A 19929-nucleotide genomic window follows, 5' to 3' on the forward strand; every position below is an offset into this window, starting at 1 on the left:
GGGATCAGAAATTTTACAAAAATAAGGCCCCAAGAGTTTCTATTGCCAATGCCATGGAGATTGATCCTGCTCACATCATTCCGAAATCCACCATTATGTTCAATCGGGTACCCGAATACGAATTCATTGACCATGCCTCTAACCGTGCCCCTCTGTGGATTTGGTCATCTTCTTCGTGACAAATCTTCAATTCGTCTTTCGAATTAGCCGATAAAATTCTAGAAGCGTTATCTCGCTAACATCAGAATACTCTCGTTCAGCCGCCTAGAACCTGTGGCATGATCCATCGGTAAGGAAAGCATTTGTGGATAGTCGGGAATTCTCATTCCGGATTTCCTTATTAAAAATTGAAAGTTCAATATGCATATTTTGCTGCTAGCTCCCCATCCCTTTTATCAAGATCGAGGGACTCCTATCGCCGTCAATCTTGTCCTCAAGGTGTTATCAGAACGTGGGGATACCATTGATGTCCTCACATTCCATGAAGGCAGAGAGGTGGACTATCCGCAGGTCAATTTATACCGAATACCGGCCTGGCCTTTTCTTCGCAACATTCGGCCGGGGTTTTCGTGGAAGAAGCTAGTGTGCGATGGCCTTTTGTGTGCCAAGATGATCGTTCTTCTTTGTAAAAAACGGTACCACCTGATCCATGCCGTAGAAGAATCGGCCTTTCTCGCGCTTGTCGTGAATTGGATAGCACGTATTCCCTATCTCTATGATATGGACTCCTCGTTGGCGCAGCAAATGATTGAAAAATATCCTCGTCTGACTTGTCTGTCCAAGGCGTTCATGGTTTGTGAACGTCGGGCGGTGCAGGGTGCTGCTGTCGTAATGCCTGTGTGTGAAGCCTTAGTGACGCGCATTGAACCGTATCACCCGTCAAAAATTATGCTGCTTGAAGACGTCCCTCTTTTGGGCGATCCGACAGACTCTTTCTCAAAGGCGAAAGAGGACCTCAATGCACCGGGCATACGAATTTTATATGTTGGAAATCTGGAAACCTATCAAGGAATTGATTTGTTATTAGAAAGCTTTGCTCTGGCTTTGAAAGAAGCGCCACAGAGCACGCTATTCATTGTGGGTGGTGAAAAAGACAATAGGGATTTCTATCATCAGAAAGCCGAGCATTTAGGTATCGACCGGAACGTGTACTTTCTTGGTCCACGACCCCTTGATCAATTGTCCGCGTATCTGTCGCAAGCAGATATTCTGGTATCTCCAAGAATTACGGGAACTAATACTCCCATGAAATTGTATTCCTATCTTGCCAGCGGGAAGGCGGTTTTAGCCACAAATTTGGTGACCCATACCCAAGTCATCAATAATCGAGTGGCCATGTTAGCCGACCCGAACCCGGAACCATTTGCTGAAGCGATGCTTCAACTTATGAAGAACGACGATCTACGACGAACCTTGGGTCTGGCAGCCAAGAAACTGGTCGAAGATAAATTCAGCTTTCGGGCCTTTCGAATGAAATTGAACGCAGTGTATGACTATCTCGGTGAAACCATACAACAGACTTCAGAAACTTATTAGGTAGACGGGTTTTCCTATCTTAAGGCGCGATAATGACTAGAAATTTACTTCGTTTGGCAAATGGCCGGTACGATGTGATTGTCGTGGGAGGTGGAATTTATGGCGCGTGCGTGGCCTGGGATGCGAGCCTCCGTGGATTGTCGGTTGTTTTGCTTGAAAAAGGTGATATCGGTTCAGGGACTTCGGCGAACAGCTTGAAAATTATTCATGGAGGATTTCGATACCTACAACATGGGGATTTTTCGCGAATGCGGGAATCGTTATATGAACAAAAGGCGCTGATGCGGATTGCCCCGCATTTGGTCCATCCCCTCCCAGTCCTTATCCCCACGTATGGCCATGGTCTGCGAGGAAAGGAGGTCTTCGCGTGTGCCTTAGCGATTAATGATCTTGTCGGGTTCGATCGAAATCGATTGGAGGATCCCCAAAAGCATATTCCAAGAGGACGAATTCTCCCACGAAGTCAGGTTCTGGAATTGTTACCGAATATTCAGGCATACAATCTGACGGGTGGCGGGGTGTTTTATGATGCCATGGTCTACAACTCGGAACGGTTACTGCTGTCATTTCTTCACTCGGCTGTGGCGATGGGGGCGGAACTGGCTAACTACGTCAAGGCGGTTGGGTATCTCAAAGGGAAGGACAACGTTCGGGGGGTTGAAGCTGAGGATATGCTATCGGGTGAGAGATTTCAGGTTGAAGCCAAAGTGGTGGTTAATGCCTGTGGCCCGTGGTTGGATCAGACGGAAGATATGTTGTCTGATCGTCCCAGCAACCAGCGGATCCCGTGGGTCAAGGCCTTTAATATTCTCACTCGTCCGTTGTTCTCATCCTATGCCGTTGGGTTGGCGGCCAGGGGGAAATATTCCGATGACCGGGCTTTGCTCAATAAAGGGAAACGACTGCTGTTTATGGTGCCCTGGCGTGGGTGTTCCCTCGTTGGGACCGCCTATCGCTCATATGAAGGAAAGCCGGATGAATTCAGCATTTCCGAAAAAGATATTCATGAATTTTTACAGGAAATCAATCAGGTCTATCCCCAAGCTGCTCTTCAAATGAACGATGTAAAATTTGTCAATGGCGGCCTGCTTCCAGGGGCGAGGGTCGAGTCGCGTGGTGGAGATATTCAGCTTGAAAGCGAAGCTTCCATACGGACCAGGGGAGACGTTGGAGCCAGAAATGTTTTATCGCTTGTAGGCGTCAAATTTACAACGGCTCGACGGGTGGGAGAACGAGTGGTTGATCAAGTGTTTCAGGTTTTGGGTAAGACTCCACCACGATCTCGAACGTCTCATACCCCTCTTCGCGGGGGGGCCATCTCTAAATTTCAGGAATATTTGAGTCAGGAAATGAAGAGCCCTCCCCAGGGTTTAAGTGCTAAGGCTGTGCAACGGTTAGTTTACAATTATGGCTCTTCCTATGGCGACGTTCTGCAATATTGCCCTGATACCGGTGGTAGGGAGCCCCATTCTGAGTCAGAATCTATCAGGCTTTTACAAGCAGAAGTGCAGTATGCCTTGCGGGAAGAAATGCCTCAACGATTAAGTGACGTGGTTTTTCGCCGAACAGAGTTAGGGACGGCTGGATATCCCGGCGATAAACCCCTGGAGGTCTGCGCCGATATTCTCTCGAAAGGGTTGGGATGGAATAAGACCCAAACCCAACAAGAATTGGCAATGGTTCGAGGTATGTACCCGAGGGGAACATGGCGGAATTAGAGAAGCCCCTGTGGCCCATTCGACTTTTTAATAAATCCGTCTTAAAACAACGGAAATACAAAGAAATCACTGAGGCCCTTGGCCAAACGACGCAGTTACAGTGTCTGGACATCGGGGCAGATAATGGAGTGCTCAGCTACCTGCTCCGTCAACGGGGTGGACATTGGAAGAGTGCGGATCTTGACCAAACGACTGTGGACGCGATTCAAAGCTTGATTCATGAACGGGTGTTTCAGATTGATGATCAAGGCACACCATTTGCCGACGATGAATTCGACCGTGTGGCTGTGATCGATTTCCTTGAGCATATTCCCAATGATGAGGCGTTTATCCGTGAGTTGCATCGAATCGTCAAACCTGGAGGACAAGTGATTTTGAATGTGCCACATATCAAAACGAGCATGCTCAGGAAAATTCGACTGGCAATCGGCCAGACGGATGAGAAGCATGGGCATCTCCGCCCCGGTTATACACGCGGTGACATTACCCGAATGTTGGGAACCCAATTTACCGTGCTATCGGAAAAGACCTATTCCAAATTTTTCTCAGAATGTATTGATACGCTCATTACCTTCGCCTTTGATGTGCTCAAAAGTGGGAAGCGCAATTCTGCCAAAGGCCTTGTGGTAACCGGGAATGATCTCCAACGCTATCAAAAAATGTTCACTATGTATTCGCTGCTTTATCCATTTATCTGGATAATCTCGAAGCTGGATCATTTGTTGTTTTTTACGAGTGGATACATGCTGTTAGTGGTTGCTCAAAACAAGAAGGATGCAAACGCATAATGGGACGAGTCTTGGTCACCGGCGGAAAGGGATTTCTGGGTAGCCACCTGGTGAGGCGCTTGCTTGCTGAGGGTGAAGAGGTTCGTGTATTTGGGCACCGGGGAAGCAAGCAGGGTGAAGCCGCACGTGACAATGGGAGTGAAGTCATATGGGGAGACATCCGCAATCTCCCGGATGTGGAGCAGGCCGTTCAAGGAGTGGAGAAAGTGTTTCATTTGGTCTCCAACTTTCGGAAAGGGGGTTCGGATAAGGCCGACGCGTATGCCGTGAATGTGGAAGGGACAAAGAATGTCCTTAATGCCGCCAGGAAGTATGGGGTGGCCCGCGTGGTTCATTGCAGTACGATTGGCGTCCATGGTGATGTTCAGGCGATCCCGGCTCATGAGGGAACGCCATTCAACCCCACCGATTTATATCAGGAAACGAAGCTCAAGGCGGAACAATATGTCTGGCAATTTCATCAGGAAACAGGGTTGCCCATTAGTGTTGTCCGGCCAATTTCGCTGTACGGCCCTGAAGATCTGCGCATGCTGAAATTGTTTCGTACCATCAAAAAGCGACAGTTTATCTATATAGGCAAAGGCAATGTCTTGTTTCATCCGGCCTACATTGACGATGTCATTGAAGGGTTCCTTCTCTGTGCCACCCATGAAAAGGCTGTGGGAGAAGCCTTCATCATCGGAGGAGATGGATACCTTCCGTTACATGACCTCGTAGATCGGATTTCCGCTCGTCTTCAGGTTCCACCCCCACGTTTGCATATTCCGTTGAGACCGGTGGAATGGCTTGCCGCCTTGTGTGAGTCCCTGTGTACGCCCTTGGGCATTGAACCTCCTCTGCACAAACGTCGTGTGAGTTTTTTTAAAAATAATCGGGCCTTCTCAATTGAAAAGGTTAAACGTGTTCTTGGTTATGCTCCACGGGTTTCCTTGGATGAGGGGCTGAAACGAACTATCCGCTGGTATGAAGAACATGGATATCTCTAGTCATGGAAAACGTTTTGGGGTTTGTACGAGTAAGGGTTGAATCGTAAAAAATGGGAGAACGCTCAGCTTCATCTTTTTTTTGAAGTCTCAGGTAGCGCCATGATAACCATTTCTTCAAACAACGGGATGGCGGGCGAGTTTATGCCAACGATGACGCGAGTCTTGATGCACCCAGGGATGTCCTGAAATCTAGGGATTCAATGCCTATGTTATATGTTGGCAAGGAGCACCGGCATGAATGAGCGACCGCTAGTTGAATCGCTTGGGGATGCCACTCTTTCCCCCTATCGGCGATATCTTAATATCTTTGTTGGCAAGGAATCCCTTGTTGCTTTGGCCAAATACGAGCTCTACACGGGTTTGCTTGGTCGATTGCCGGGTGCCATCGGTTATTTTATGAGGGGGAAGTGCTATCCCGGCCTTCTGGGAGCCGTCGGTCGAGGAACGGTCTTCGGAGCGGGGGGCGTGCTGCGTTGTCCTAAGCGAATCCGGTTGGGGCGGGGAGTGATGATTGATGACTCTGTCGTACTCGATGCGAAAGGACCAAGCTCATCCATCGTTCTTGGTGATCAGATTCTATTGGGGCGGAATAGCATCCTCAGTTGTAATGACTCTGCGATATCGATCGGCAATTTCGTCTCCATTGGGCCCTTCTGTTTTTTGGTCTCCCGCAGTCATCTGACAATTGGTTCCAATGTCGCGATCGGAGCAGGCACGTACATGCTCGGTGGCGGTCACGCCTATGACGATCCCGATACGCCTGTGATTCATCAGGCTCGGGTGTCGAAGGGAATCGTGATTGAGGACGGGGCCTGGATTGGAATCGGCGCGAAAATTCTTGATGGGGTGACCATTGGCCAAAACAGCATTGTCGGTGCGGGGGCCGTCGTTTCCAAAGATGTGCTGCCTTGGACCGTGGTATTGGGTAACCCCGCTCGTGTGGTCGAAAAACGCAAGCAGGTTAAAGAAGGATGAACACACTTCCTAAGGTTTGGTCTGAGGCGGAACGTCTGTGGCCTGAAAAGATCGGGCTCGTCACGGAGAGGGAGCAACTGACGTATGCTGAACTCGCCAGGCGTATCCGTCGCCTATCCTGCCAGTTGATTCGGCAATGGGAAGTTCGACCCGGGGAGGTCGTGGGAATATTGGCCCCAAATGGCGTTGAGTTCGTGCTCACCTATTTTGCGGTGACAGCAATTGGGGGAATCGTTCATCCTATCGATGAACGTCTTAAGCCTGAGGAAATCCGATTTCTCCTTGAGGATTCAGGTGCACGGTTTGCTATCGTCCACCAGGCGCTTTGGGAAAAATTTGCGAACGTGTGGAATGTTCTCTCCGCGTTAGAACGTGTCATAGCTGTTGGGGATGTTGAGGCTAATGTCGAAAGTTTTCATACGTGGGTGCAAGGGTCAGCCGTTCATGACATTGCGGGGGCAGTAGAATTGTCTCCTGCTTCTGATGATATCGCGGAACTCATGTATACCTCAGGAACGATAGGCCATCCGAAAGGTGCCATGCGCTCGCATGCCAATGCCAGAGCCGCGTCCAGAAATGCACGACGAGCGTTCGGATATCGGCACGACGATGTTATTGCGATTGTTATGCCACTCAGTCATTCAAGCGCCCTCGTCAGCCAGATGCTACCCATGGTTGAGGTGGGCGGCAGGATTGTGCTGGTGGAGCGATTCGATGCTGCGGACCTCGTGGCGAGAATTCGTGGGCAGGCTGTGACCTGCTTTCGTGCGGTTCCTGCTACGTTTAAAATGCTGATGGTATATCCAGAGTTTAATGCCGATCACCTGCCATCTTTGCGGTTGTTGATGAATTCCAGCGCTGCAATCGACCCCAAAACCCATTGGGATATCAAAGCGCGTTTCCCGGAGGTGGATTTGGTCAATTCCTATGGCCTGACGGAGGCCTCCACTTGCACGATCCTAACCGACGCCATGGCTCGGGAGCATCCAGATTCCATTGGCGTTCCGATACCCGGTGTTGAAATGTCCGTTGTTGACGATGCCGGATGCGTTGTCGATGACGGGATTGAGGGCGAGTTTTTTGTGCGCGGTCCGCACGTGTGTCACGGCTACCATAACCTCCCCAATGAATCAGAAGCGTTATTTGCTGCAGGAGGCTGGATGAGAACCGGAGACATGGGCCACAAAGACTCCGAAGGCCTTTTTTACTTTCACGGTCGCAAGGCCGACGTCATTAACTGTGGCGGGAGAAAGTATGCACCGGTGGAAGTGGAAAACTGCATACGGCAACTCACAGAAGTTGCCGAGGTAGCTGTACTTGGTGTGCCCCATCGTGTCCTCGGCCAGGTCGCCAAGGCCTTTGTGGTCTTTCGGGATCGGGCGTCTGCGGATCTTAAGGCCGTGACCCGGCATTGTACCCGATATCTTCCGAGCCACAAAGTCCCATTTTATGTCGAGTCCGTCGACGCGTTGCCGAAAAACAGCCTCGGCAAGATGCTGCATCGCGAACTCAAGGCGGAGTCACACGCAGCGTGTCACAAAAAATAATGAAAAAAAAGGACTGACATCATGTCAAACACACATGCGAGGGTGATCGAGTTTCTGTCAGGTGTCCTACAGGTGGATATCCCGACGGATATTGAGGATCTGCAACGTCGGGAATTCTCCGAATGGGATTCCATTAATCATCTGCGCCTGATCATGGAGCTTGAAGAAATGTTAGGTGTGACCCTTGAAGATGAACAAGCCGCAGACCTGTCGTCATCCAGGCAAATTGAGGCGCTGTTCATCAAACATGGGGTGACGTTACCTGACGAGGCATCCGCGTGAGGATAGGTATATGTGCCAGAACCTGGGGGGAGAACGGCGGTATCGGTGTGTATACCCGAAGCGTCATTCCTTCGATGTTGGATCTAGATGCACGACACGAGTATCACATTCTTTATTCAAACAAGGCGCATCTTGGATCGCTTACGGGCAGGGCTCGCGTTCGTGAAGTGTACCTGCCTGCTAAAGGCAAATGGATGTGGGATCAATGGGCGGTGCCGAGGTATGCCCACCGGGAAGGATTGGATGTGATCTTTCACACGAAATTCGCCATCCCGTTCCTGGCGAGGTGTAAGACGGCCATGGTGCTTCATGGGACCGAGCGGTTTGTTTATCCAGAATTTCATCAGTCTGCGGATCTCTGGTTCTTTAAAACAGTTTACCCGCAGTACCTAAAGCGGGCCTCACTTATCATTGCGGTATCGAAGCGAGCAAAAGAGGATATCATTTCGTACATGGGTATTGATCCGGATAAAGTAAAAGTGGCCTATCTCGCCACTGATCCCATATTCCGATCCATCAGTGATCCAGAACAGTTGGAGGTTGTTAGGGCAAAATATAATCTTCCGCGGCGATTTATTCTGTTCGCCGGGCATATTTATCCGGGAAAGAATTTTGGCCGGTTATTGGAAGCGTTTTCCACCGTGAGAAAGGATATGAACATTCACCTCGTCGTAGCAGGAGGGATGCGCTGGAAGTACCAGAATGACCTGAATGCGATAGAGACCCTGGGACTAAAGGAAAGTGTGCATTTTGCCGGCTATGTCCCCCAAAATGAGTTGGTGGCATTTTACAACCTCGCTGCCGCAACAGTGTTTCCTTCACACTATGAAAGTTTTGGACTTCCAAATATCGAGTCAAATGCTTGCGGTTGCCCTTTAATCACCAGCCGTACAGGAGGAATGCCCGAAGCAGCAGGCAATGCCGCCATGTATGTCGATCCACTGGACGTGGCTGATATTGCGAATGCCATTGTCCGAGTGTTGACCGATGAGGACCTTCGACAAACCCTTATTGCCAAGGGGTATGAAAATGTGTGGCGTTTCTCCTGGGAAAAGACGGCAAGGGCCACATTGGACGCGTTGGAGTGGGTTGTGACCCCTTCGTAAGATGCAACATTAATGATACGACGTTTAAAGAGAAGCTTTGAGAAAAATCGAAACGAATTGCTTGGATTGGGATTCAGACGGTATCCGGTATTTGTGCGTTGGGATGTGCAACCGGAACACATACCTGTCTTCCAGTTCCACGACGTCTCACCCGCCACACTCGAACCGGTCTTGGAGTTCTTGGCCCGTAATGACTATGAAACATTAACGGGAGATGCGTATTACGAAAGGGTAGTCGGCGCCTCTTCAGGACGGAACCGGGAAGTGATGTTGACCTTTGACGATGGTGAAGCCAGCCTATACACCGTCGCGTTTCCCTTACTCGGGAAATTCAAGCAAAGGGCAGTGGCCTATATTGTTCCTGGTCGCGTTCCAGAGGGAATAGAGGCTTTGCAGGAAAACCACATGGATCCAGCACTTTGTAGCTGGCCACAAATAGTCGAGATGCATACAAGTGGTGTCATCGATTTCCAGTCGCACTCTCTGTACCACCACAGTATCGCCATCTCTCCGACTGTTGTCGATTTCATAAGGCCAGGCCTTTCTACCTCATTTCTGGAATCTGATCTCGCCCCGATTCGTCAACAAAATATAAATGGTCTTGGCCCGGCACTTCATAACTCCTTGGGCTTGCCGATATATCAATGGAACGCTCGCTTATGTGCACATCCAGCGTATATCGAAAACACTCGAATCGAAGAACTTTGCATCAAGTACGTAGCAGCAAATGGTGGTGAGGCCTTTTTTCACTCTCGAAACTGGCGGCGTCAACTCAGCGAAATTATGAAGAAAGCACATGAGAAATACGCTCCTATTCAATTTGAAACTGCTGGGGAACAGCGAAACGCCATCCTCACGGATCTACGTGAGTCGAAGACGGTCATCGAATCCAGGCTGCCAGGGAGCCGGGTGCGGCATTTCTGTTTTCCATGGTACAGGGGTTCTGCCCTGGCAGTTGAGCTTTCCCACGATGCCGGATACGTCACCAACGCTTGGGCTAGTCTCCTGCCAAGATTTGTTAATCCTGCCGAGACCCAACCTGTCCCCATTGCTCGGCTTCGACCGAAATATATCTACAGACTTCCAGGTGTTGGACGCAGACCATGGTGGAGGTTATTCGGCGGAGCGATGTAATGGATGTTTGTGATGTTGAAGGGGGTAACGGGCAAGGCCGAGATGTTATTTTCCCTCATTTTATTCGGGAGAGCATTTTGCTTCCCATGAGAGAATCGCTTTCTTATGAATGATGATGTGTCCTTTCTCTGGTTTACGGACACCTCGAAAAAACCTTCAATAAGGCAAGGAGATAAGTAATGTGGGCAATGATAAAAGTACAGTCAGGAATTTAAGCAGTAAGCGATCCAGCTGATCAAACAGGCTGGGTACGCCAATATCCATATGGGGAAGGACTCGGACAACAATGCCGCGATAATGGGGCGGTGGTGGGGGAGAGGCAATCCACCGAAGGAGCAATGCTTTTCCAGCAACGGAGGTGCCTCAGGATCAAGAACTGGGGAGGCCCAAACGAGAAATAACCCTCGTGGATCGAGAGCGGAGTTTCTCAAATGAATCTGCACTTTCTTCTCTAAAACCTCGCGATAAGAGATGTAATGATCCAATGTTGTCGACCTATGGTTCCCCTGCTGTTGATGGATCGGCAGCTTCACGTCTCTTCAAGTGGTTTGTAGATGTGGCAGCTCCGTTCTTAGAGCTCTTGGGCGCAAGACTAGCAATGTCTACCGCCGCCAATACGGACTCTTCTATACGGCGAGGGATGGGGTCCATGGGAGCCCACAAATCTGACAAAGAATCGCGCCAAGAAGCAAAGGATTGGAAAGCTCACATTGCGCGGTTAATGCGATGATACTGGGGCAGGGGTGTAGATTTTCCGGAATTTTAGGAGCTTAACCATTGGTAAAGTTCTGATCTTCAAATATCTGTTCCCAGGCAGAGGTTGATAGTGTGGAGAAAACCACTGAAAAAACTATAAGAAATATTTTTCCAATCAATTGGATCTAATTCCCATTTCAAAGGATGACGCCCTTGAACATACAGGTATTGAAATCCAGTCAGGATTTGGACCGCTTGCGTCCGGTCTGGGAAGAGTTAGCGAACGCAAGCGCTGCCATTCCCCCTTGGGCAACATATGAATGGTTTAGTTCATGGTATCATGCGTCCTCCGACACGATTTTTCCTTACATCATCCTATTTTTTGAAAATGGAAAGGTTATTGGGTTAGCGCCGCTTATAAGGACTGTAGTCAGATACTATGGTGTATCTTTTAGGCAAATCGGCTTTGTATCCGATACTACACCTAATGAAGTTCTTATCAGTAATTCTGATACGGCACGTTGTATAGCGGCACTCATCGGCCACCTTTCTAAGATTGAACAAGACTGGGACGTAATAAAACTACGGGGACTTAAGAAGCAATCACAGGTTACTGAGCAACTAATCTCTTCCATAGAAGAAAATGGTTATAAGTGGCATTTGGATTCCAGCATTGAATCTCCATATTTACCCATTAGAAATTCGTGGGAGGACTTCTATAAAACATTGTCTCGAAAGATGAGAGCTTCCCTCCGTAAAGACATCAAAGCTATTGAATCCGAGGGGGGGGCAATCAATGTAATAGACTATTCGACGCCCGGCGCTGTTGATGGTGGACTTGAATTGGTTAGATCTATCTCAAAGGCAAGTTGGCAGAGTAAAGAGGGGACCGACTTGTTTTCGGGTCGGGATGGCAGTTTTTATCAACGCTTCGCAAAAATTGCTGCTTCGCGTGGATGGCTCCAATTACGGATTCTCTTTCTAAGGTCTCAGCCAATAGCCTTTACCTATGACGTTTGTTTTGGAAAGACTGTTTATGGGTTAAAGACCGGGTTTGATCGAAACTATCAGAAATTTTCACCTGGCAAGGTACTCCTTCGGCATATCCTTGAAGATTATTTTTCGAGACAATTTCAAGAAATGAATTTTATGGGTGCCGCTGACGCATATAAATTGAACTGGACATCGCTTGTTTGTCCTTATTCGAATCTCTGGATATATCCGGACAAGGTTAAGTCCACGGTTCACTCTTTTCTTAGAAGAGAGATCGTGTCACGATTCAGAAATTTTAAAGCTCTTAGGACAGTGGCACGAAAAATCAGGCGTTTGAAAAGCGGGGCAGGTTCAACTGAATAGCTTAAAGGGTCGATGCTTGCATCGACCCATATTCTTATCTCGGAAGGTACATTTTTTATGGCACTGAAGATCCGTACAATTCGGGATTTAAAAGAACTCGACGACATCAAGCCCATTTGGGAAAACCTCCAGAACTCCATAAAAGGCCCTTCCGTATTTCAATCATGGTTCTGGAACCGTACATGGTGTGATGAGGTACTTCGACACCAAAAGCATGCCCACCTCGATGTCCGTATTGCAGAGGAAGCAAATGGAAATGTAGTCGCCATCATACCCACATTCATTGATAGATTAGCCGTTCCCGGAATAGCAACCTTACAGTTCCTAGGCCATCGCATGTCGATCTATAACGGAATTCTCTTATCCGAGCCTGATAATCTTGAGCTTGCCGTACATGTCACTGAATCGCTTATACGGTCTCTGGGGCACGCGACCATAATTCACTTACGTCATATGGGGCAGGAAGCAACTTTCACCAAGGCTCTCCTTCAAAAGAATTGGGCCTCCCTTCAGTGTCCACGCCTAATATTGCAACGCGATCCCAAAATTACGGATCAAAGTATGCGTCTCGGTCCGTCCCGGCGAAAGGCTTTTCGGACTGCTCAGAATAGGCTTAAAAAGGAGTATGTTTTAGAGTATGGCATCGTTAATCCCGCTCATCCCGGTTCTGCCGTGGATGAGTTAATTTCTCTACATTTACGTCGCTTTCAATCGAAGGAACAGGCAAGTTTACTGCAAGGTGCAAATCAGTCGTTCCTCCGGCGCGCCATCCAGTGTAACTCCGCTGGAGACCAGTTCGAGATCGTTCAGCTTCGTGCTAATGGCAGCACCATTGCCGCAGTGCTTATGCTAAGGAATGCAAAGACCTACATATTTCTTCAGGCAGGCTTTGATCCTGCCTTTTCGCGTTACTCGCCTATGCGTCTGCTTCTAACGGAAACAATGCGGAGAGCGTTCGATGATCTTGGATGTGAATACTATGACCTGGGGGATGGCTATGCCATGTACAAATACGATTGGTCACCAACTGCTGAACTGAATTATTTCTGCTGTCATGGAAATAGTCCCTTTTACGCAAATATTGTTGCTTTAGCCGCAAGATACGCATTTCAACGTAAAACCCTATGGCGCTTGCCGCAAAAAGGGTTAGAACTCATTCCCAGTCTACAATCTTAGCCCAGGATTGATAACTTTCAAGGCAGCAATTATGGCTTTTGACAGATCACTAGTCCTTAATACGGCAAAATACAGCCTGTCAACAGTCAGCCATGTTTTTCTCTTTGTTCTTTTTCTTCTCGCTGCCAGAACACTTGGTCCATCGGATTTTGGAATCTTTTCTTTCGCATTAGCCTTCATCGTTTTTTTTGAACCTATCATTGACCCAGGCTTTCATACATTAATAATCCGCGATGTCGCAAGACAGCGACTTCAAGCCAGCAACTATCTTTCGCACATCCTCGCCTGGAAATTATCTCTTGCCCTTCCCTATCTCCTCCTTCCCACCCTAATTGCGTATTTTCTGCACGAATCCATTACTGTCGTCCATGCCGTATTTGCTATGGCTGTGGCTGGATTATTTAAGTCGGTTAAAGAATCTTTTATGAGTATATTGAAGGCGTATGAGTATTTTGGTCTCGCAGCCACTAGCATCACAGTCGAAAGACTTTCACTACTAGTGTTTGGCGCATTTACCATATTAACAGAACAAGGGCTAATCTTTCTTTGCTGGACGTTTGTTATTGTACGCTTTGCTGACCTTGTTGTCGCTGCAGGTATAGTTGGATGGAAGACTTCTCCCTTTCGTCTTGGTCGGAATATCTCCTTTTGCTTTTCCCTCGTTAGAAAGGCCCTGCCTCTAGGAGTGATTGCCTTTCTCTGGCGGCTTTACGCTGAGGTGGATACGGTCATGCTTTCTGCTATGACTACGGATGAAGAGGTTGGTTGGTACAATGCGAGTTATAAATTGTTTGAAGGATTGTGTGTGTTTGCCATAGTTCTGACTACCGTCCTACAACCACGGCTATCTCGCCTCTTTTATGAGGACTCTGCAGCATTTGATCAGCTCCAAACAACATCGCTCAAATGGGTTGCATTGAGTGCATCTCTCATTTCCGCTAACGGATGGTTAATGGCAGACAGGCTAATTCACACCCTCTATGGGGTGGCCTATGAAAAATCCATCATTAGCTTCGAAATTATGCTCATTGCCATTTTTTTTCTTTACTGCTCCGCGCTACTTCAGGCTGTCACCATTGCAATGAATTGTGACAAAATCTTACTCTCCATTGCTGTAATCGGTCTCTTGACAAATTTTTTTCTCAACCTTCTCCTAATCTCTCTGTATGGATACATCGGTGCCTCAATCGCCACGGTCATCGCAAATTTCATTGTATTTCTTTGTCTTCTGCTTTTTATACATTCAAGAACCCACGAAATTGGCATTTTGGGTACGATCAGTAAGTGTGTTTCGATAGTCGTTCTATGCTTTGCCCTGGTCAAATTCTTTGTTCCTTCCCATTCACTGATATTATCCCTCGTACTCATGAACAGTGGAATTCTTTGTTTATTATATTTAAGTCATTTTGTGACGAAACATGAGATTCACTTGGCCGCCAATCTTTTAAAGCTGGGCAATAATGCATAGTGAAGCATTACTAACACACACCCTTATTTGTTTGCACAACGACCTAGATCGTCCCGGATGGATTTGTGAGGGGAAGTCGACAGTCTTTTCGTTTACTCGGCAATTTTATCTGAGCACGTGAGCGATCAGGGAAGATTCAAAAAAGAATTTTCCGAGGAACAAGTTCGGCGTTAAATGAGAGGGCGTTAGCATTAAGTATTGATGCTGATGGATATAGAAGGAGTGCTGTGTGGCACCGATGAGATAATTGTGGCCAAAGCTTGGTTGTAGGTTCTGGTCAGGTCGAACAGCCAACACGGTGAACGCATACTTACCTATGGCTAAGAGTGGACATTTCCGATCAAAGAATTGACACCAATTATCAACCCATAGAAAAGAATAAGGAGTAAATAGACATGGAAAAATCCTCTCCTGTTTCGTTGACAAAAATGGCGTTCCACGAGAAGGGTTTTCGTGGGGTCCTAGGACTTTACGTTCGTGGGTTTATCAGGCGCATCGACGGACTCACAGATCGCCTATTTGACAGGGCTCATGGAATAGAAACCTCAGGAAAGTTCTTTCTTTCCAGCCTTGATTTGATTGGGTCAAATCCGGAGCAAAGCGAAGGATTTGAATCGACCCCTGTTTTAGAGTGGCGGCAAATTATCGACCCATTGTTTCAAGCTCTGCCCAAGGACTTATCCGATTTCGTATTTGTGGATTTCGGATCTGGGAAAGGAAAAGCGCTATTTCTTGCATCCTATTATAACTTTAAAAAAATAATAGGAGTAGAATTTGCTAGGGATTTACATGAAGTTGCCAGAAGGAATATCTCAAATTACAAAGCCAGCGGGCAAAGATGTTTTGCTATTGAAGCAATGTGTATTGATGCCCTTAAGTTTGAAGTACCAACGGACAAATGCGTTTTCTTTTTTTCAAACCCTTTTAAGTATGAGCTTTTTTCAATGGTGCTACAAAAGCTTTTGGAATCCTACGAGTCACAGCCACGGAAAATGTATTTCATATACAGCAATCCAATTTGTAAGGAAGTATTCGAATGCCAAGAACGACTCAAAGAGCTTGATCGACACTGGTACAAGAAGCGATACTTCTTGCCCACGATTCGCGGGGTAAGGGTTTATGAATCAAAGTGATTGAGCCCATCGATTAAGGGACCCTCTTGCCATTGATCTTTAGCACTTGGTGATTTCCACTGGATAAGGGAAGGGGGGGGAATATGGTTGAAGCCTCATCTGGTCTAGTGGGATGGAACCATCTCTAGTATAACAGTGGACGCAATTTTCGTAAAAGGCCAGTTCTTGCCTCAATACTATATCTTTCAAGCAGTATGGAATATTTCTTTTGCACAGAAATCGTGATGTGGTGCAGTTCCTACCACATATTTGTTTTTTTTCTGTCCATAATGTAAATCGGCCAAAGTTGATTATACATTGATGTGTGTCTGTTTTATTCCTGAAGGAGTTAGTTAGATGGATAAGAATCAGTATGTCGATGGAAGGTATTTGGGAAAAGTTCAAGACTGGCATGCGGGCGATTCGGTATGGAAGGCTTCGAAAGTGTTCGAAATGATCCGGAAGCACCGGCTCGAGCCAAGAACGATTTGCGATGTTGGTTGCGGCGCGGGAGAGATTTTGTTGGAACTTCAAAAAAAAATGTGTAATAACGTGAAACTGGTTGGATTTGATATTTCGCCACAGGCCATTTCCCTTTCCAAACAAAACGAAAATTCGTTCCTTAAATTTTACAATCAAGATTTTTTACAAAATTCCGTAACGCCTTCTGATTTAATACTTTTACTAGATGTATTTGAGCATGTTCCAGATTATTTAGGATTTCTTGAAAATTTGAGGACAAAATCCGACTGGATTATCTTCCATATCCCCCTAGATATTTGTGCTCGCGGAGTATTGGAGAAGTCGAATTATATGATGGAAATGCGCAAAAAATATGGGCATTTACATTATTTTACAAAGCAAACGGCATTGGCTACTTTGACAGAAACCGGCTATCAAATTGCCGACTACTTTTACACGGATGATTTAGAGATTGCAGGTCCCAAAGGGCTGTCTGGACACGTTTTTCGAATTTTCCGAAAGCTTCTGTATCGCTACTATCCTAATTTTACCGCTTCCTCGTTTACTCATTTTAACCTTTTGGTGTTGGCGCGTGGAGCGAAAGCTGACCGACCTGCCGAGGTGAGTGATGAAGAGAAAACAGGCATTTAAAATCGAACTAGAGTAAGGCTGCACTGCCGGCGGGACCTCTCAGACATGTTAGTAATTTCATGAATTCCGAAGTTTTGCTGATTTATGTTCTAGCATCCATTTTGTGAAAAACCGTCTAATGGAATTTTGGGTCTATGCAATGTTTTCTCTACGGAAGCGTGGAAACTTATATTCCTGTCGAGCAGGGGGAATTCTTATCATTGTGCAGAATTGAGATCTGGGTAAGTAAGGATGAGATGGAGTGTCGCAGGTCTCGTGTACTATGCGATACGAATTGATATCCAGGGCAAAAAGTGAAAATCACCAAATCATATGCTTGGATACTCAGAATTGATTAGGCGGCATTGGATTGGCTCCTTCCAGTTCAAGAGCCTTTCAACCAATTGAGATTTATGCGGTTAGGGTAGCGGGAACTCTCCATCTGAAAACAAAGGGATGGGAATGCAAGGTCGAAGTATCCCTGCGTTAGAAATCCGAAGCTGAGAAAGCTGCAAAAAACCGCTCTTACCGAACAGATCGCGTTGATCACCTGTCCTAATTTGACGGGTTATCCAGATTTGGGATCAGTTGTTTCGCTCAGGGGGTTCTTGGACGAGTGCAAAAAATTATAAGGGAAATCAAACGCTTGGGTCGTATTCATTGGCTTTCCATCCTAATTTCGGCGCCGACGGTCCAGAATTTTGATGAATAATCAAGTGGTTTTAAACCTGGTTCTTCGTAATTACGTATTATTGATGAATGCTTTTGACTGCGTTTAAGCATTTATTTTGATGCACTTGTCTATTATGGGTTCAGTTTTCTTATTCTCTATTTTTATGGGAATTAACTTTTTTCATTACCGTCGACTTCAACTCACTTCCTGCCGCCTGCCTTAAGGTTTGGCTTTTTCTCCCGAATGGAAGAAAAAGGATTCCTGGGGGTAAAAACCCATTCCTTTGAATCGTACCCAGCATGATCCTATTGTGATGGCGTAGATTTTGCTTTGCCTTATTGTCAGTTTTTAGTGAACCACAAATCTTACCACCGGTTTAATAAAATAAACGGGGACGAAATGAAAATGAGAAATTGCAAAGCAGGAAAAGTGTCCATTTTGGAAATTGAAGGAGGGCATGCATATGTTTAGGATGCGAATCTTATTTCTAGGAATCATAACTTTTGCATTGATAGGGCAGGCATATGCCCTTGATACAATTCCGGAAAAGCTGTCCGATTGGACCGAAAAAGGTGTTGTTCTCCAAAACAGTTCCGGCGTTGCTTGGGAAAATAAACCTGGAATTGCTGTCAGTGGTGTTTCAAAAGTGGGCGGAATCTATTATCTGCATTATCTCGCTGGTTTTAACGGGTGTTGGGATGCGGATGGTGATGTCAATCATCAATCTCTCGGTCTTGCCACCAGTACGGACGGAGTGAACTTTACGAAATACCCAGGTAATCCTGTGTTGAAACCGCATAATTTTGTATCTGTGAGCTCTCAGGAAGAAGGAATCCGAACCGCGTATATTCAGTACATTCCTTCCAAGGGGAAATTTTACGGATACTTTGGGGTCGAATCGCCTGGGGGTTCTCAGACCTGTAATTTTGGTGGAGGAGGAACCTGTGGGTGTAATATTAGCGTTGATTCTCGGGTGTATGGAGCGACGTCGGTTGACGGGAAAAGTTGGACGGTGGAAGGGGCAGTTGGTGGCGCATATTCCTCAGGCGGGAGTGAAGTCTATGCTGCAGGCTGGGTGTACGATGGTAGCCAATTCGGTCTGTACGTGACTACTGCCGAAGGCGGACAGCTAAAATCTGCATCTAGAGGATCAAATGCTTGGAGCCTTACTGAGTTGGGGGGTATAAGTGCCCTCAATTGGGGCTGGTCAGGGCTCGACGCGTATTTACACGATGATAATAATACTCTCACCTTAATTTACAATCCTCAGGGTGGGAGTCATCCTGGGAGCAACAATGACAGACTTTATTTTGCAACCACCCATCTCGACGACATGCGGAACATACAAAACGAACGGGTCATCACTACATCGGGAGAACTACAAAATAAAATCATGCGAGATGGAAACGAGTGGAAATGGTATTACAGTGATGATCCGAGTTGGAATAATACTGTCATTAAACTTCGCACATACCCTATTGCCAATGTGGACAATGTGCCTCCGCAACCTCCCAAAAATCTGAATGTCACACCCTTTCCTTAATTTCACTTGTTGGTGAATCTTTGGCTCTTGATTGAATGATGGGCTCGACAGCTTCGAGGAATTTTCTAAGCGATCAACACCGGCGCAGGCCATACAGGGCAACGACAGGTTGCTGATCTTTGGGCAATGCTCTCTCTTTCAGGCCCAATTGTGAAGGGTTCAGAGCCGATTTTGTCTCGGTCTTGGTGATGGGATGACCAATTCCACGATCAGTCGTGAACTTCCATGAAACCAAGGTCTTTGCCTGCATCAGCTTCAATAAGTCCCTTCTCCTCCCTTCTTTGCCATTTTAGGTTTTTAATTGTCTGGCGGATGTCGTTTCGCCAAGAACGAATCATGCCCTCTGGCATCCTTCCTTGATGAGCCGCACACGCACCTGATAATGCCCGGCCTGGATACTATTTTTATCTTACGAGACAACTTCATGGCATTTATTAGTGGACGCCGCCAGGAATTTACACGCCGAATGTCATTGGAATGGTCTTGGCGGAAGTGGCCGGGAGTTTTTGGTCCCCCTGTGACATGAGGAAGGCGCGTATCTAAACGGTGGTGTGGCATTAGGAATGCGATGGCACCACGTCTTCCATATCTCCTGGAGAATAGGGCCGATTTGAAGTTGACAGGTTCTTCATGCCGACTCAGGTTTTTCCCTCTGTGCGGGTACCTGTCTAAGTACCTTTAGTTTCCTCTTTCCGTATCCGAAACATACCTACATATTCTTTTTTGCCGGTTCTCAGAAAA

The 19929-nt window shown here is 46.9% G+C and carries 16 protein-coding genes; 15 read left to right on the forward strand and 1 reads right to left on the reverse strand.

Going from position 1 to position 19929, the window contains the following annotated elements; genetic code table 11:
- Positions 1-360: 360 nt before the first annotated feature.
- The 15 genes from ACTRXD_RS13720 to ACTRXD_RS13790 all read left to right on the forward strand — a co-directional run bounded on the left by ACTRXD_RS13720 (position 361) and on the right by ACTRXD_RS13790 (position 19188).
- Positions 361-1536, forward strand: a complete 1176-nt coding sequence (locus ACTRXD_RS13720) for a glycosyltransferase family 4 protein (protein WP_442432353.1) — start codon at positions 361-363, stop codon at positions 1534-1536.
- Between the two features lie 32 nt (positions 1537-1568).
- Positions 1569-3254 carry an FAD-dependent oxidoreductase gene (locus ACTRXD_RS13725; protein WP_442432354.1) on the forward strand — a complete coding sequence of 562 codons (1686 nt, stop codon included), beginning with the start codon at positions 1569-1571 and terminating at the stop codon, positions 3252-3254.
- Entirely contained in the window at positions 3242-4042 is an 801-nt protein-coding gene (locus ACTRXD_RS13730) for a class I SAM-dependent methyltransferase (protein WP_442432355.1), read from the forward strand. Before ACTRXD_RS13725 ends, ACTRXD_RS13730 begins: the two co-directional genes overlap by 13 nt.
- Positions 4042-5028, forward strand: coding sequence for an NAD-dependent epimerase/dehydratase family protein (locus ACTRXD_RS13735; RefSeq protein WP_442432356.1), 987 nt, complete (start codon positions 4042-4044; stop codon positions 5026-5028). Before ACTRXD_RS13730 ends, ACTRXD_RS13735 begins: the two co-directional genes overlap by 1 nt.
- Positions 5029-5262: 234 nt before the next feature.
- The gene (locus ACTRXD_RS13740; RefSeq protein ID WP_442432357.1) at positions 5263-6003 is read left to right on the forward strand and encodes an acyltransferase; all 741 of its coding nucleotides are present in this window, start codon (positions 5263-5265) and stop codon (positions 6001-6003) included.
- Positions 6000-7550: a class I adenylate-forming enzyme family protein gene (locus tag ACTRXD_RS13745; RefSeq protein WP_442432358.1), complete on the forward strand. Its 1551-nt coding sequence runs from the start codon at positions 6000-6002 to the stop codon at positions 7548-7550. The genes ACTRXD_RS13740 and ACTRXD_RS13745 overlap by 4 nt, the downstream gene beginning before the upstream one ends.
- Positions 7551-7571: 21 nt before the next feature.
- A complete protein-coding gene (locus ACTRXD_RS13750; protein WP_442432359.1) occupies positions 7572-7832 on the forward strand; it encodes an acyl carrier protein in 261 nt (86 codons plus the stop codon).
- The gene (locus tag ACTRXD_RS13755; RefSeq protein WP_442432360.1) at positions 7829-8938 is read left to right on the forward strand and encodes a glycosyltransferase family 4 protein; all 1110 of its coding nucleotides are present in this window, start codon (positions 7829-7831) and stop codon (positions 8936-8938) included. Before ACTRXD_RS13750 ends, ACTRXD_RS13755 begins: the two co-directional genes overlap by 4 nt.
- 12 nt (positions 8939-8950) lie before the next feature.
- On the forward strand, positions 8951-10072 hold the full coding sequence (locus ACTRXD_RS13760; protein WP_442432361.1) for a polysaccharide deacetylase family protein: 1122 nt from the start codon (positions 8951-8953) through the stop codon (positions 10070-10072).
- A 909-nt stretch (positions 10073-10981) separates the two neighbouring features.
- The gene (locus ACTRXD_RS13765; RefSeq protein WP_442432362.1) at positions 10982-12124 is read left to right on the forward strand and encodes a GNAT family N-acetyltransferase; all 1143 of its coding nucleotides are present in this window, start codon (positions 10982-10984) and stop codon (positions 12122-12124) included.
- A gap of 57 nt (positions 12125-12181) precedes the next feature.
- Positions 12182-13300 carry a GNAT family N-acetyltransferase gene (locus ACTRXD_RS13770; protein WP_442432363.1) on the forward strand — a complete coding sequence of 373 codons (1119 nt, stop codon included), beginning with the start codon at positions 12182-12184 and terminating at the stop codon, positions 13298-13300.
- Between the two features lie 31 nt (positions 13301-13331).
- The gene (locus ACTRXD_RS13775) at positions 13332-14768 is read left to right on the forward strand and encodes a flippase (RefSeq protein WP_442432364.1); all 1437 of its coding nucleotides are present in this window, start codon (positions 13332-13334) and stop codon (positions 14766-14768) included.
- Positions 14769-15163: 395 nt separating this feature from the next.
- Positions 15164-15901, forward strand: coding sequence for a hypothetical protein (locus ACTRXD_RS13780; RefSeq protein WP_442432365.1), 738 nt, complete (start codon positions 15164-15166; stop codon positions 15899-15901).
- A gap of 336 nt (positions 15902-16237) precedes the next feature.
- On the forward strand, positions 16238-16993 hold the full coding sequence (locus ACTRXD_RS13785) for a class I SAM-dependent methyltransferase (RefSeq protein ID WP_442432366.1): 756 nt from the start codon (positions 16238-16240) through the stop codon (positions 16991-16993).
- A gap of 1115 nt (positions 16994-18108) precedes the next feature.
- Entirely contained in the window at positions 18109-19188 is a 1080-nt protein-coding gene (locus ACTRXD_RS13790; RefSeq protein WP_442432367.1) for a hypothetical protein, read from the forward strand.
- A 209-nt stretch (positions 19189-19397) separates the two neighbouring features.
- Here ACTRXD_RS13790 and ACTRXD_RS13795 read toward each other — a convergent pair whose 3' ends face one another.
- On the reverse strand, positions 19398-19538 hold the full coding sequence (locus ACTRXD_RS13795) for a hypothetical protein (RefSeq protein WP_442432368.1): 141 nt from the start codon (positions 19536-19538) through the stop codon (positions 19398-19400).
- Positions 19539-19929 lie beyond the last annotated feature (391 nt).

It is taken from the genome of Nitrospira sp. T9 (assembly GCF_052156535.1).
Taxonomy (GTDB): domain Bacteria; phylum Nitrospirota; class Nitrospiria; order Nitrospirales; family UBA8639; genus Nitrospira_E.

What these genes read in the sequence shown, in the direction of transcription:
- ACTRXD_RS13750 (WP_442432359.1), top strand. Translation starts at nt 7,572, where the DNA reads ATGTCAAACACACATGCGAGGGTGATCGAGTTTCTGTCAGGTGTCCTA.
- ACTRXD_RS13725 (WP_442432354.1), top strand. Translation starts at nt 1,569, where the DNA reads ATGACTAGAAATTTACTTCGTTTGGCAAATGGCCGGTACGATGTGATT.
- ACTRXD_RS13790 (WP_442432367.1), top strand. Translation starts at nt 18,109, where the DNA reads ATGTTTAGGATGCGAATCTTATTTCTAGGAATCATAACTTTTGCATTG.
- ACTRXD_RS13740 (WP_442432357.1), top strand. Translation starts at nt 5,263, where the DNA reads ATGAATGAGCGACCGCTAGTTGAATCGCTTGGGGATGCCACTCTTTCC.
- ACTRXD_RS13720 (WP_442432353.1), top strand. Translation starts at nt 361, where the DNA reads ATGCATATTTTGCTGCTAGCTCCCCATCCCTTTTATCAAGATCGAGGG.
- ACTRXD_RS13785 (WP_442432366.1), top strand. Translation starts at nt 16,238, where the DNA reads ATGGATAAGAATCAGTATGTCGATGGAAGGTATTTGGGAAAAGTTCAA.
- ACTRXD_RS13795 (WP_442432368.1), bottom strand. Translation starts at nt 19,538, where the DNA reads ATGCCAGAGGGCATGATTCGTTCTTGGCGAAACGACATCCGCCAGACA.
- ACTRXD_RS13775 (WP_442432364.1), top strand. Translation starts at nt 13,332, where the DNA reads ATGGCTTTTGACAGATCACTAGTCCTTAATACGGCAAAATACAGCCTG.
- ACTRXD_RS13770 (WP_442432363.1), top strand. Translation starts at nt 12,182, where the DNA reads ATGGCACTGAAGATCCGTACAATTCGGGATTTAAAAGAACTCGACGAC.
- ACTRXD_RS13735 (WP_442432356.1), top strand. Translation starts at nt 4,042, where the DNA reads ATGGGACGAGTCTTGGTCACCGGCGGAAAGGGATTTCTGGGTAGCCAC.
- ACTRXD_RS13745 (WP_442432358.1), top strand. Translation starts at nt 6,000, where the DNA reads ATGAACACACTTCCTAAGGTTTGGTCTGAGGCGGAACGTCTGTGGCCT.
- ACTRXD_RS13760 (WP_442432361.1), top strand. Translation starts at nt 8,951, where the DNA reads ATGATACGACGTTTAAAGAGAAGCTTTGAGAAAAATCGAAACGAATTG.
- ACTRXD_RS13730 (WP_442432355.1), top strand. Translation starts at nt 3,242, where the DNA reads ATGGCGGAATTAGAGAAGCCCCTGTGGCCCATTCGACTTTTTAATAAA.
- ACTRXD_RS13780 (WP_442432365.1), top strand. Translation starts at nt 15,164, where the DNA reads ATGGAAAAATCCTCTCCTGTTTCGTTGACAAAAATGGCGTTCCACGAG.